The following is a 12,260-nucleotide window of genomic DNA, read 5'->3' on the forward strand; positions in this document are numbered from 1 at the left end:
ATGAGCGCTTACGAACCTCATTATTCACACGACGCTCATGGTCACGACCATGAGCACCACCACGACACCAGTGGCCTCAAGCTGTTCGGTTTCTGGGTCTACCTGATGACCGACCTGCTGATCTTCGCCACGGTGTTCGCCACCTTCGCGGTGCTCAGCAATGCCTTCGCCGGTGGCCCCACCGCCAAGGAAATGCTCGGCGGCGGGCTGCACCTGGTGCTGGTGGAAACCTTCGCCCTGCTGTTCTCCAGTATCACCTACGGCATGGCCATGCTGGCCACCTACCGGGGTGACAAGGATGCTGTACTGCGCTGGCTGGGTATCACCTTCCTGTTCGGGGTGAGCTTCATCAGCATCGAGCTGAACGAGTTCCACCACCTGATCCATGAAGGCGCCGGGCCGCAGACCAGCGCCTACTGGTCGGCCTTCTTCACCCTGGTCGGCACCCACGGTCTGCACGTCAGTGCCGGCCTGCTGTGGATGCTGGTGCTGATGTTCCAGGTCGGCACTCGCGGCCTGACCGACACCAACAAGACGCGCGTGGGGCTGCTCAGCCTGTTCTGGCACTTCCTCGATGTGGTGTGGATCTGCGTGTTTACCGTCGTCTACTTGCTGGGGGTGCTGTAAATGGCTCACCAAGACAATCACGCCGCTCACGCCGTGGGCTTCAAGGATTACCTGACCGGCTTCATCCTCTCGGTGATCCTCACGGTGATTCCCTTCGCCCTGGTCATGCACCCTGAAGTGCTGGGCCTGAGCCGTGGCGTCACCCTGATCACCGTGGTGCTGTTCGGCATCGTTCAGGTTCTCGTCCACCTCGTGTACTTCCTGCACATGAAGACCGACGCGGAAGGCCGCTGGAACGTCATTTCGATGATCTTCACCGTGGTGATCATCGCGTTCGTGGTGGGCCTGTCGGTGTGGATCATGTGGAGCATGCACTATCACATGATGATCAACTGATGCTGGCGATCCTCAAGCAGTACCTCAACCTCGCCAAGCCAGGCATCGTCTTCGGGAATCTGATTTCCGTCACGGGCGGTTTCTTCCTGGCTTCGCGTGGCGATGCCGACCTGGCGCTGTACCTTGCGACAGCGCTGGGGGTTGCCCTGGTGATCGCCTCAGGCTGCGTGTTCAACAACTACATCGACCGTGACATCGACCAGAAGATGGAGCGCACCCGCAACCGGGTGCTGGCGCAGGGGCTGATTTCCCCTGTGCACGCCATCGTCTATGCCTGCGTGCTCGGGGTGGCGGGGGTGGCCTTGCTGTACACCGCCACCAACACCCTGGCGGTGATGCTGGTGCTGATGGGCTTCGTGGTCTATGTCGGCCTCTACAGCCTGTGGCTCAAGCGTGGCTCGGTGTATGGCACCCTGGTCGGTAGTCTGTCGGGGGCGGCACCGCCCGTGGTCGGCTACTGCGCGGTGAGCAACGAGTTCGATGCCGGTGCGGCCATTCTGTTGTTGATCTTCAGCCTGTGGCAGATGCCGCATTCCTATGCCATCGCCATCTTCCGCTTCAACGACTACCAGGCCGCGAACATCCCGGTGCTGCCGGTGATCAAGGGGATTTCGGCTGCCAAGCGGCAGATCGTGCTGTACATCGCCGCCTTCGTGGTGGCGACCCTGATGCTGACGCTCAGTGGCTACGCCGGCTACAGCTACTTCGTGGTGGCTGCGCTGAGTGGTGCCTACTGGCTGTGGATGGGCGTGTCGGGCTACAAGGCCGTCGATGATCGAGTGTGGGCACGCAAGCTGTTCATGTTCTCCATCGTCACCATCACCATGCTCAGCGTGATGATGTCGGTGGACTTCGCCGCCACCCCCGACCAGGTGCTGATGACCTCCATCAACCACCTGTGCAGCCAGTTCGCCAGCAGCGCGCAGGGCATCTGCGCGGTGGTCGCCGGTATCTGATTCAGGCACGTAGGGTGGATGTCGCTCTTTACATCCACCACGCGGTGGATCGGTGAAGCGTGATCCACCCTACGCAACTGACCTTGGCTCTGTGGGAGGGGTTTCAGACATGTAGCCTGGGTAGAGCACCGCGAAACCCGGGTAATTCGCTCCCGGGTTTCGCTTCGCTCTACCCAGGCTACGTGCTGCCCCCTTCATCTGCTGGTGCCAGGCTTGCACAGCGCCTCGACCATTCCTACCAGCGTCTCGATCACTTCTTCCTGAGCAAGCAGTACGTGCTCCTCGCTGAGGTAACGCGCGGTGGTGTATTGCACCGCATTGATCAGCACGAACAGCAGCGCCGGCAGGTTGTCGATGCGGTATTCGTCGATATGCCGCATCAGGTATTGCCGACACAGCTCGGTCATCTGTCGCTCCAGGGTCTGGAACACCGGCGCCGCGTTGAGGGTGTGCCAGTGGCGCAGCAGCTCGCGTTGCGCCTTGTCCTCGGCCACCTGCTCGAAGATGCCGAGCAGGATGGCGCGGGTGACGGTGGCGATATCCCGGCCGAGCAGGGGCGCCAGGCGCTGTTGCACGCCGTCGAGCATGAGCTGGGCCTTTTGCATCAGCAGGGCATCGACGAGCATTTCCTTGTTGGCGAAGTACTGATAAAGCGAGCCGATGCTGACGCCGGCCCGTTGCGCGACGTGGTTGGTGGTGAGCCGATCCAGGCCACGGTCGGCGATTTCCAGGGCCGTAGCCTCCAGCAGCAGGGCGATCATCTGGTTGGCGCGTTGTTGCTTGGGCTGCTTTCTCATGCACTGGGCATCCGCGAGTTGTTTGCGAGCAATTAGTCGCAATAGCGTAGAGCGACCTCTTCAGCAGACAGCCAACCAAGGTATGAAAATGTCCCCAGAGCCCAAGGTTATTCCCGCTCGCCATGGCGCCGACCTGCAGCGCGCTCGCCAGGTGGCGGCGCCGGTGCGACGCTTCATCCGCGGCTCGGCCGAGCCCAGCCCGGCTCAGTGGCAGGCCATCGGCGAGTCGCTCATGCAGGGCGACGCGGCCATGGACGCGCTGCTGGAGTGGATGAGCGAAGTCGGCCTGGCGCAGAGCATGCCGCTCTACAACCGGGCGCTGGAGCAGGGCATCGCGGCCCTTGGCGAAGAAGCTCCGCTGCCGCTACAACGCTTCTTCGCTCAGGTCGAGGCCACACCGGATTGGCTCGATGCCGAGCTGCTCGAAGAGGGCGCGCGGGTCTGCTGCCTGTCCGGGCTTACCGGCATGCGCGTATTGCGTGACCTGGGCTTGCTGGCGGGCTATCAGGCTTCGGCCATCAACCGCACTCTGGTGCTTACCGGCGCCCTGGAGAAGGGCGCGCAGCGACGCATCGCCGAAACCAGCAAATGGTGGATCGATTGCACGCGGCCCGGCGGCATGGCCCGTGGCGCCGCCGGCTACCGGGGCACGCTGCATGTGCGGCTGGTGCATGCGCTGGTGCGCCGGCGTGTGTCGGGCATGCCCGAGTGGGATGCGAGCTACTTCGGCCTGCCGGTCAATCAGGGCGACATGCACGCCACCTACCTGGCGTTCTCGGTGATTTTCCTGATCGGTCAGCGTCTGCTCGGCGTGCCCTTGAGCAAGGACGAGCGCCGGGCGGTGCTGCACCTGTGGCGCTATATCGCCTGGCTGATGGGGGTGGATGAGCGCTGGCTGCATGCCGAGGAGAACGCCGCTACCTGCGCGCTCTACCACAACCTGCTGTCTCAGGCCCCGGCCGATGCCAGCAGCCAGCAACTGGGCAGGGCGCTGATCGATGAGCCGCTGCAGCGCCATTACCCCAATCTGCAGGGGCTGCGCGGGCTGTTCAATCGGGCGATTCATCTGAGTATTGCGCGTACCTTCATCGACGCCGAGGGGCGCCGTGCACTGGGATTGCCGGGCGGGATCCTGCCCTGGTATCCGCTGCTGACGGCGCCGCCGCGTTACCTGCTACACCGTCTGGTGCGCTGCCTGCCGGGGGGACGGCAGTGGTTGAGCGAGCGCGGTGATCAGCAACAGCAGGCCTACCTGCTGACGCTGTTCGGCGAGGATCATCCGCGTCTGCTTGCGGCCATGCCCGTGGCTTCGGCTGATCCCCAAGGCCACTGAGGCAGGTGGCCTGGGGGCGGGCTCTCCGGGGGGGCGCGTTGCTCTACAGGCGGAAGCGCGCCACCAGGCTGTCCAGTTGCGTGGACAGCGCCTGCAGGTCGCTGCTGGCCTGGTTGAGCTGGTCGGCGATATGGGTGGTGCCGACGGTCAGTTCGTTGATGTCGACGATATTGCGGTTGATGTCTTCCACCACGCTGGACTGCTCTTCGGTGGCGGTGGCGACCTGAATGTTCTGGTCGCTGATCTGGCCGATATGGCTGTTGATCTGTTCCAGCGCAGCAGAAGCCTTGCTCGCGTATTCCACCACCAGGGCGCTTTGCCGTTGCCCCTTGGCCATGGCCTCGACGGCCGAGCGTGACTCGTTCTGCAGGCGGTCGATGACCTGCTGGATTTCCTCGGTGGAGGCGCCGGAACGGCTGGCCAGGGTGCGCACCTCGTCGGCCACCACGGCGAAGCCACGGCCCTGTTCGCCGGCACGTGCGGCCTCGATGGCGGCGTTGAGGGCGAGCAGGTTGGTCTGCTCGGAAATGCTGCGGATGGTATTGAGCGTGGTGCTGATGGCTTCGGTCTGCGCCGCCAGCGCGCCGATCACCTTGGCCGCCTGCTCCAGCTCGCCGTTGAGGGCGTCGACCTGCTGCTGCGCCTGGCTGACCACCGCGCCGCCTTCGCTGGCGTGCTGGGTCGCTTCGCGGGCGACATCGGCGGCGTTCTCGGCATTGCGGGCGATCTCGTTGACGGTCGAGCCCAGTTCGTTGATGGCGGTGGCCACCTGTACCGTGCGGTCGCTCTGTGACGCGCAGTTGCTCTGGGTCAGGCGGGCGCGTTCGGCCACCTCGCGGGCCATCCCCGAGAGTTGCCGCGAGTTGTCGGCGAGCTGGCGCATGGCGCCATGCACCTTGTCGATGAACTGGTTGAAGCTGCTGGCGATAGCGCTCAGTTCATCCTTGCCGGGCAGCTCGATGCGGGTGTTCAGCGCCAGGTTGTCGGCGGCCTGGCCCAGGCTGTTCTGCAGCACGCTGACGCGGCGACGCAACTGCACCACGATCATCCAGGACATGATGATCGACACCAGCAGGCCGATGGCGATGATGGCGAGTTGGCGGGTCAGGCCCTTGTCGTAGCTTTCTTCGCTGTGCTGGTTGCGCTGTTCGGCCTGTTGCAGCAGGACATCGAGCAGGTCGTTGGCACCCTGGCGCATCACACCGTAGCTCTTGGCGTACTGGTCACGATAGATCTGCTGAGCCTTGGCCATGTCGCCGGCTTCCAGTGCTTTGAGCATCGGCTCCAGCTCGTTGCTGACCATGGCCTCGAACTGGTCGAGCAGCTTCTGCGCCTGCACCTTGCGCTCCGGGTCGACCTGTGAGGCCACGGCCTGGCGCATGGCATCGCGCATGCCGGGCACGTCCTCGTTGCGTGCGTCCTGCACACGCGACTGCACGCCACGTTCGTCACGCAGCGGTGTTTCCTGCAGCAGCATCATGTCGATGCCGACGCGCATGCGTGGAATGCGTGAGGCCACCTCGGCCATGGCGCGCATCGGCTCGGCAGTATTGAGGTAGAGCGCCTGGGTGTCCCTGTGCATGCTGGACAAGCTGTTCAGGCTGGCCAGCGCCACCAACAGCAGGGCGATGCAGGGAATGGCCACTGCGACGATCAGGCGGGTCTTCAGGGAGAGGGCGTCGAGACGCATGATGGAGCTCCGATTTATTAGAATGGGCGCAGCGCATCGGCGAGTATAGCTGGCCGAGGTGACGCTCCTGTATCGGCCGCCAGGTTCCGGTGCATGAGGGCAATGCCTGACTCTTCATCGGAAAGGAGAAGGCCGACACCTTTTGCGCCGGCGCTCGAGGGGCGGATGGCCGACCGCGAGGCCGGCCATCCGGTTTCAGGCCTGCAGCAAGGCGTCCAGTTGCCCGCCGCGTTCCAGTGCGGCCAGGTCATCGAAGCCGCCGATATGCCGTTCACCGATGAAGATCTGCGGCACGCTGCGGCGATGGCTGCGTTGCAGCATTTGCGCCAGCCGCTCGGGCGAGTGGCTGACATCTATCTCCTCGTAGGCCACGCCCTTGTGCGCCAGCAGAGCCTTGGCGTTGATGCAGTAAGGGCAGTGTGCGGTGGTGTAGAGCGTAACGGCTTGCATGATGGACCTCCGGCGGCCTCAGACGGTTACTGATGGAAAGTCGACATCGGTTTCGGCCAGATTGTTGAGGTAATTGGTCAGTGTCATCAGGGCGACATTGGCCACCACTTCGACGATGGCTGCATCGCTCAGCCCGGCATCGCGTGCAGCCTGCAGATGCGTATCGCTGAGGCGGCCACGGCTGTCGACGATCTGCCGAGTCAGGCGCGCCACGGCATCGAACTCGCCGTCACGGGCGCTGCGGATGTCCGCCTCGCTCAGCCCGGCCTTGCCGGCGAACAGGCTGTGCGCGGCCAGGCAGTAGCCGCAGCCGTTGACCTGCGAGCTGGCCAGTGCCACCACTTCACGTGCCCTGGCATCGAGCGTGCCCTTGCCGAGGGCCTGGGACAGCGCCAGGTAGCCGTTCAGCGCGGCCGGTGCATGGGCCAGGGTGGCGAAGGTATTGGGGATGAAACCGAGGCTCTTGCCGATGCCGGCCAGTTGCGCCTGGGCGCTGGCTGCGGTTTGTTCGAGGGGCAGTGCAGTAATACGGGGCATGGTGATTCTCCAGTCTTGGGTGGGGGCTTGTCGTTCAAGCCTGGAGTCATGCTAAGGATTCGATCTGGCTTTTCGGCTGCAGATCGTCGATGTTATGCGGCAGATCGTCCAAGATTGCGAGATGCCCATGGATCGCCTGACCAGCCTGTTGCATCACTTCAACCTGCACGCCAGCACCTTTCACCGCGGCGGTTTCTGCGGCGCCAGCAGCCATGGTGAGCAGGAGCCGCATGGCTACATCCACCTGCTGCGTGCCGGGCGCCTGCATTTTCGCGAAGGCGATGGTCGCGAGCTGCACCTGGAGGAGCCGAGCCTGATGCTGGTGCCCCGGCCACGTCAGCACTGGATGAGCGCCAGCGAGGCCGATGGCGCCGAACTGGTGTGCGCCACCCTGGCCTTCGACGGCGGCACCGACAACCCGCTGTCGCGCGCGCTGCCAGACGTCATCGTTCGGCCCCTGCGCGAACTGCCGAGCCTGAGCGGCTGCCTGGACTGGCTGTTCGCCGAGGCGGCGGCCGATGACTGCGCGCGCGAGCTGGTGCTCAACCGCCTGTTCGAGTTGATGGTGATCCAGTTGCTGCGCCATCTGCTGAGCAACCGCGAGCTGGCTTCGGGCATGCTCGCCGGGCTGGCCGAGCCGCGCCTGGCACGGGCGCTCAATCAGCTCCACGAGAAGCCACAGCATGGCTGGTCGGTAGCCGAACTGGCGGCGCTGGCCGGTATGTCGCGGGCCAGTTTTGCCGCGCACTTTCATCAGGTGGTCGGTGCTACTCCCGGCGATTATCTGGTGGGCTGGCGCGTCAGCCTGGCGCAGAAGCGCCTGCGTGAGGGCCGGCCCATGGCGCTGATCGCCGATGAGGTCGGCTACGAAAGCCCCTCGGCCCTGGCGCGCGCTTTTCGCCGCAAGGTCGGCGCCAGCCCCAGCGAATGGCTGCGCCAGGTCGCTGGATAGCGGCGGGGCGCTTTGGCCGACCGTGGCGGTCGGCCGCAGCGAGGAATTCGTGCCGCGCAGGCAAGCTGTCGTACCATCACGCCTCGCCCCGTTGGAGTACCCGTGCGCATGTTCGAGATCACCCCCGTCAACCCCGAGAAGTACCGCCAGCAGACCCGCCGCATCACCGCTCTGGTGGCGGCCATCTTCGTCACCCTGGCCATGGCCCTGGCGATGCTCAGCGTGCAACTGTTCGGCGAACCCGGCAGCGACGGCAACTTCCGCTGGAACCTGCTGGGCGTTCTGAGCGCGCTGGGCCTGACCATAGCGCTGGTGCGCCTGTATCTCTGGCAGCGCCCGTGGATGGCCCCGGCGGTGTACGGCTGGCGCCTCAAGCGCAGCCTGATGCGCGTCACCAATGTCATGCACCACGTCAGGGCCGGGGTGGCCCAGGGCGACGAAGCGGCGATGAAGCTGCTGCGCTTCTATCACCTGGGGGTGACCCAGATGCATCAGCTCGACGGCAACTCCAGCGAACTGAGCCAGATGGTGCGGGAGATCGACGAGCATCGCCAGGCCATGCAGCAGCAAGGGCTGGAACTGGAGCAGACCCGGCTCGAGCCGGACTGGCTGGAGCGGGTCAGGGCGTTCAAGGCGGCATGATCCTCCGGCTCAATGGCCGGCTGAGACGCCCTGATCGATGGCCAGGTCGGCACCGGTGATCGAACGAGCGCCGGGCTGGCAGAGGAAGAACGCCAGCTCCGCCACTTCCTGTGGTTGGATGAAACGCGCCTGCTCGCCCTGCGGATACTTGGCCAGCAGTTCTCGGTAGTAGGCCGCCGGATCGCCATTGCCATAGCGCTCGGCCTGGAAGCTGAGCATGGGCGTTTCGATATCGCCGGGCGACACGGCATTGCAGCGCACGCCGAATGGCGCCAGGTCGAGCGCCAGGGCCTTGGTGAACAGGGTCAGGCCGCCCTTGCTGGCGCAATAGGCCGCCGCATTGGGGTTGCCCTGGCGCCCGGCATCGCTGGAGACGTTGACGATGGCGCCACGGGTTTCACGCAGATGGGGGATGGCTGCGGCGCAGATGAAGAAACTGGCCTTGAGGTTGACGTCCAGCACCAGGTCGAAGTCCTCCTCGCTGAAGTCCTCCACTGGCCCCTCGCGCCACACCCCTGCCGCATTGATCACCGCGTCGAGTCGCCCGGCCGCCTCGATCGCCGCACTGACCACCGCCTTGCACGCTGCTGGGGTGCGAATATCCGCTGCCAGGCTGCCGATGAGCGCATGGCGTTGGTTCAGTTCGGCCAGGCCGCTGGCATTGGCGTCGGTGGCGAACACCTGCCAGCCACCACTGAGGAAACGGGCGACCAAAGCACTGCCCACGCCACCGGCAGCGCCGGTGATCAGCACCACGGGGTCTGTGTTCATGGCGCCTTGTCCTCGATCAGGCAGTTGCCGCCATCGACCACCAGCAGCTCGCCGGTGATATAGCTGGCCTCCGGCGAGGCGAGAAAGGCTACGGCGGAGGCCACTTCCTCGGGGCGGCCGGCACGGCCTACCGGCACGTAGGCTGCGGCGCGCAGTTCGTGGGGCGTGCTCGAGCCCGTGGCGATCCAGCCTGGTGCCACCGAGTTGACCGTGATGCCCTGGCGCGCCACTTCCAGCGCCAGGCCCATGTTCATCCCCACCATGCCCGCCTTGGCCGCGCTGTAGGCGGCCTCGCTGGGGTGGCCGGCCTTGGTGCCGGTGGTGGAACTGATATGGACGATGCGCCCGTAGCCGCGCGCCTGCATGCCCGGCAGTACGGCGCGGGTGAGCAGGAAGGCGCTGGTGAGGTTGCGCGCGAGCGTCAGGTTCCAGGTGTCCAGGCTCATGCTGGACACCTCCTCGAGCTTCTCGGGGCTGCCTTGCATGGCCATGCCGGCGTTGTTCACCAGAATGTCGACGCGCCCCCACAGGCCCTCGGCCCAGGCGGCGAAAGCCTGCACGCCAGCTTCGTCGGTGAGATCCACGGGCTGGCCTTGCACCTCGTAGCCCTCGGCGCGCAATTCGGCGACACGCTCGGCGATGCGCGCGCTGCTGGCGGTGATGATCAGCCGCGCGCCAGCCTGGCCCAGACGCCGGGCGATGGCCATGCCGATGCCCTCTGCGCTACCCGCGCCGCTCACCAGCGCGACCTGATCCTTCCATTCCTGTTGCATGACAGGCACTCCATCCGGTTTTCGATGGCAGCAAACTAGGTTAGTTTTGCTGATAGAAAAAGACGACTGTCATCAACAGAATTGACGATAGCCATGGCCTTCAACAGCGAAACCCTGCGTGTCTTTCTTGCCGTGCTGGATGCCGGCTCCTTTTCCGCGGCCGCGCGGCGCCTGGGCCGTGTGCCTTCGGCGGTGAGCATGGCCATCGCCCAGCTCGAGGCCGAGCTGGATCTGCAACTGTTCGACCGCCGCACACGCAAGGCGCTGCCCACGCAAGCGGCGCTGGCCCTGGAACCGCAGGCACGGCAGGCGGCCAGCCAGCTCAACCGGCTCGATGCCCAGGCCCTGCAACTGCATCAGGGGCTGGAGCGGCGTCTGGTCATCGCCATGGCCTCCGAGCTGCAAAGTGGCATGTGGAGCCAGCCGCTGATCGCCCTGGCCGAGGAATTTCCGCAACTGGAGATCGAGGTGCGCACCGCCTCGCAGGCCGAGGCCGTGCGCCTGCTGCACGAGGGCAGCGTGCACCTGGCCCTGGTGTTCGAGCGCCCAGGCATCGACGAACGGGAGAGCTTTCTCGAAGCCGGCAGTCAATTGCTGGTGGCGGTGGCGACACCGGGCTACCTCAGGCAAATGGCCGCGCAGGGAATGGTCGAGGCGCGGCAGATCCTGGTCGCTGCCGGCTCGCCGTCGGCGACCGATCCGCAGATGATCCTGTCCCACCGCCTGTGGCTCACCGATAGCGACCTGGCCACCCTCAACCTGGTGCAGGCCGGGCTCGGCTGGGCCTACCTGCCGCAGCCGCTGGTGGCCACGCTGATCGAGGCGGGCAGCCTGCAGACGGTGGCGTTCGACAACATGGCCAGCCAGTTGCGCCTGTGGGTGGACATCGTCTGGAGCAGCAGCCGGCCGCTGGGGCTGGGGGCGCAGCGCTATCTGGAGCTGATCCGTGAGCGGATCGCGGCCGAGCCACCAAGGGCATAGAAGCGGGGTGTGAGCCCTCGATATCCTTCGCCCAGCTTGGACGGCTTCGGCAGTGCTGACTTACCCCGCCTGCCTGGCATCATGGCGGTCCTCGTATGGAAAACCGAATCAACACAGGAAAGGTCGTGCCGATGAACTCGCCGAACGTTGCACTGGCATCATCCATTCATTGCCCTACCGCGTGGCACGTCACCCACTGGCGTGACGATGCCTATAGCCTGGGTGCCTATAGCACCTTGTTGCACGGCGGGCGGCCGGAGCATCGTCGCGTGCTGGGCGAATGCTTGCACGGGCGGTTGGTCATCGCCGGTGAGGCCTGCAACGCGCAGGCGCCGGCGATGACCCACGGGGCCTGGGACGATGGCATTCGCGCGGCCCGGCTTGCCGTTCAGGCCGGGGGCCGGCGCGTGATCGTCATAGGCGCGGGGTGTGCGGGGCTGGGGGCCGCCCAGCACCTGCGCGGCAATGGTGTCGATTGCGTGGTGCTCGAAGCACGGCGGCGCATTGGCGGTCGCACCCACAGCCTGCAACTGGGGTCGGTGGTCGTGGACGTGGGTGCCGCCTGGCTGCAGCAGTTCGCGGACAATGCCCTGGCCCGCGAGGCGCAGCGCCTGGGCGTACGCATGGTGGAGACCGATTTCAGTCAACCGCTGTCGGCGGCCAGTGACGGGCCGGTGCAGGGCATCGACGAGGCCTGGCAAGCCTTGCGTCAGGGGCTCGACCGCTGCCTGCCGCTGGCTGAAGGCGTCGAGCGCTATCTGGCCAGCCTGGCGCCGGCCCAGGCGCGGGCAACGCGGCATGCCATCGACGGCAACCTGATCATCGAGGCCTGCCTGCCGCTCACCGAGCTGTCGGTGGAGGCCCTCGACGAGGAGGGTGTCGGCAGCGGTGATCGTTTTCTACCCGGCGGTTATAGCCAGCTTATCGAGCATCTGGCGGCAGGCCTCGACATCCGCCTGGGCCAGCCGGTCACCGAGATCGACTGGCGCGACCACGAGCTGCGGGTCAACGACGAGCGTGGCGATTTCTGCATCTGCACCGTGCCGGTCGGCGTGCTCAAGACCCTGCGCTTCGTTCCCGAACTGCCCCAGGCGCAACGTGATGCGCTGAGTTACCTGGGCATGGGCAGGCTGGAGAAGGTGGTGTTGCAGTTCGAGCAGCGCTGGTGGCCGCATTCGCCGAGCGGCTATCTGCGCTGGTACGACAGCCCGGCGAGCTGGGTCGAGTGGCTGGATCTGACCGATGTGCTGGGCAAGCCGACCATCGCCGGGCTGATCGCAGCCGATGCGGTTGAGCATGAGTTTGCCGGCCGCAGCGATCAGGAAATCGCCCTGGCCGCGCGCGATGCCCTGCAGGCCTGGGCCGTGGCGGTCGAGAACGGCTCTGCTGGGCGAGAGGACTGCTCCCGAGCCTGA

14 protein-coding genes and 1 pseudogene are annotated in these 12,260 nt (G+C 65.6%); 8 read left to right on the plus strand and 7 right to left on the minus strand.

Annotation, left to right across the window (positions count from 1 at the left end):
- The 3 genes from cyoC to cyoE are packed head-to-tail and all read left to right on the plus strand — an operon-like array spanning position 1 to position 1,919.
- Positions 1 to 627 carry a cytochrome o ubiquinol oxidase subunit III gene (cyoC, locus tag ACSVIK_RS11795; RefSeq protein WP_442444510.1) on the plus strand — a complete coding sequence of 209 codons (627 nt, stop codon included), beginning with the start codon at positions 1 to 3 and terminating at the stop codon, positions 625 to 627.
- Positions 628 to 963: a cytochrome o ubiquinol oxidase subunit IV gene (gene cyoD / locus ACSVIK_RS11800; protein ID WP_442444511.1), complete on the plus strand. Its 336-nt coding sequence runs from the start codon at positions 628 to 630 to the stop codon at positions 961 to 963. It abuts the gene before it with no gap.
- Entirely contained in the window at positions 963 to 1,919 is a 957-nt protein-coding gene (gene cyoE / locus ACSVIK_RS11805) for a heme o synthase (protein WP_442444512.1), read from the plus strand. Before cyoD ends, cyoE begins: the two co-directional genes overlap by 1 nt.
- A 194-nt stretch (positions 1,920 to 2,113) precedes the next feature.
- Here the strand turns inward: cyoE and ACSVIK_RS11810 are convergent, their stop codons facing one another.
- Complete coding sequence (locus ACSVIK_RS11810) at positions 2,114 to 2,716, minus strand: TetR/AcrR family transcriptional regulator (RefSeq protein WP_442444513.1); 603 nt, start codon at positions 2,714 to 2,716, stop codon at positions 2,114 to 2,116.
- 88 nt (positions 2,717 to 2,804) lie between these two features.
- Between ACSVIK_RS11810 and ACSVIK_RS11815 the strand changes: the two genes are divergently transcribed.
- A complete protein-coding gene (locus ACSVIK_RS11815) occupies positions 2,805 to 4,049 on the plus strand; it encodes an oxygenase MpaB family protein (RefSeq protein ID WP_442444514.1) in 1,245 nt (414 codons plus the stop codon).
- A 43-nt stretch (positions 4,050 to 4,092) separates the two neighbouring features.
- On the opposite strand, the gene ACSVIK_RS11820 is transcribed toward ACSVIK_RS11815, so the two are convergent.
- The 4 genes and pseudogenes from ACSVIK_RS11820 to ACSVIK_RS11835 all read right to left on the minus strand — a co-directional run bounded on the left by ACSVIK_RS11820 (position 4,093) and on the right by ACSVIK_RS11835 (position 6,726).
- Positions 4,093 to 4,932 carry a methyl-accepting chemotaxis protein gene (locus tag ACSVIK_RS11820; protein WP_442444543.1) on the minus strand — a complete coding sequence of 280 codons (840 nt, stop codon included), beginning with the start codon at positions 4,930 to 4,932 and terminating at the stop codon, positions 4,093 to 4,095.
- 18 nt (positions 4,933 to 4,950) lie between these two features.
- A pseudogene (locus ACSVIK_RS11825) lies at positions 4,951 to 5,739 on the minus strand (MCP four helix bundle domain-containing protein); the annotation flags it as partial.
- A 195-nt stretch (positions 5,740 to 5,934) separates the two neighbouring features.
- Complete coding sequence (gene grxC, locus ACSVIK_RS11830; RefSeq protein WP_268182821.1) at positions 5,935 to 6,189, minus strand: glutaredoxin 3; 255 nt, start codon at positions 6,187 to 6,189, stop codon at positions 5,935 to 5,937.
- A gap of 18 nt (positions 6,190 to 6,207) precedes the next feature.
- Entirely contained in the window at positions 6,208 to 6,726 is a 519-nt protein-coding gene (locus ACSVIK_RS11835) for a carboxymuconolactone decarboxylase family protein (RefSeq protein ID WP_442444515.1), read from the minus strand.
- Between the two features lie 121 nt (positions 6,727 to 6,847).
- Here ACSVIK_RS11835 and ACSVIK_RS11840 point away from each other — a divergent pair, with 121 nt between their 5' ends.
- Together ACSVIK_RS11840 and ACSVIK_RS11845 are read left to right on the plus strand one after the other, a co-directional pair.
- Positions 6,848 to 7,678: a cupin domain-containing protein gene (locus ACSVIK_RS11840; RefSeq protein ID WP_442444516.1), complete on the plus strand. Its 831-nt coding sequence runs from the start codon at positions 6,848 to 6,850 to the stop codon at positions 7,676 to 7,678.
- Between the two features lie 108 nt (positions 7,679 to 7,786).
- Positions 7,787 to 8,320 carry a DUF3087 domain-containing protein gene (locus tag ACSVIK_RS11845; protein WP_442444517.1) on the plus strand — a complete coding sequence of 178 codons (534 nt, stop codon included), beginning with the start codon at positions 7,787 to 7,789 and terminating at the stop codon, positions 8,318 to 8,320.
- Positions 8,321 to 8,329: 9 nt separating this feature from the next.
- Here ACSVIK_RS11845 and ACSVIK_RS11850 read toward each other — a convergent pair whose 3' ends face one another.
- A complete protein-coding gene (locus tag ACSVIK_RS11850) occupies positions 8,330 to 9,091 on the minus strand; it encodes an SDR family NAD(P)-dependent oxidoreductase (protein ID WP_442444518.1) in 762 nt (253 codons plus the stop codon).
- On the minus strand, positions 9,088 to 9,864 hold the full coding sequence (locus ACSVIK_RS11855) for an SDR family NAD(P)-dependent oxidoreductase (RefSeq protein WP_442444519.1): 777 nt from the start codon (positions 9,862 to 9,864) through the stop codon (positions 9,088 to 9,090). The genes ACSVIK_RS11850 and ACSVIK_RS11855 overlap by 4 nt, the downstream gene beginning before the upstream one ends.
- A 93-nt stretch (positions 9,865 to 9,957) precedes the next feature.
- Here ACSVIK_RS11855 and ACSVIK_RS11860 point away from each other — a divergent pair, with 93 nt between their 5' ends.
- Together ACSVIK_RS11860 and ACSVIK_RS11865 are read left to right on the plus strand one after the other, a co-directional pair.
- The gene (locus tag ACSVIK_RS11860; protein ID WP_442444520.1) at positions 9,958 to 10,845 is read left to right on the plus strand and encodes a LysR family transcriptional regulator; all 888 of its coding nucleotides are present in this window, start codon (positions 9,958 to 9,960) and stop codon (positions 10,843 to 10,845) included.
- Between the two features lie 131 nt (positions 10,846 to 10,976).
- On the plus strand, positions 10,977 to 12,260 hold the full coding sequence (locus ACSVIK_RS11865) for an FAD-dependent oxidoreductase (RefSeq protein ID WP_442444521.1): 1,284 nt from the start codon (positions 10,977 to 10,979) through the stop codon (positions 12,258 to 12,260).

Origin of the sequence: Pseudomonas sp. NCHU5216 (assembly GCF_052156495.1) — a bacterium.
Taxonomy (GTDB): domain Bacteria; phylum Pseudomonadota; class Gammaproteobacteria; order Pseudomonadales; family Pseudomonadaceae; genus Aquipseudomonas.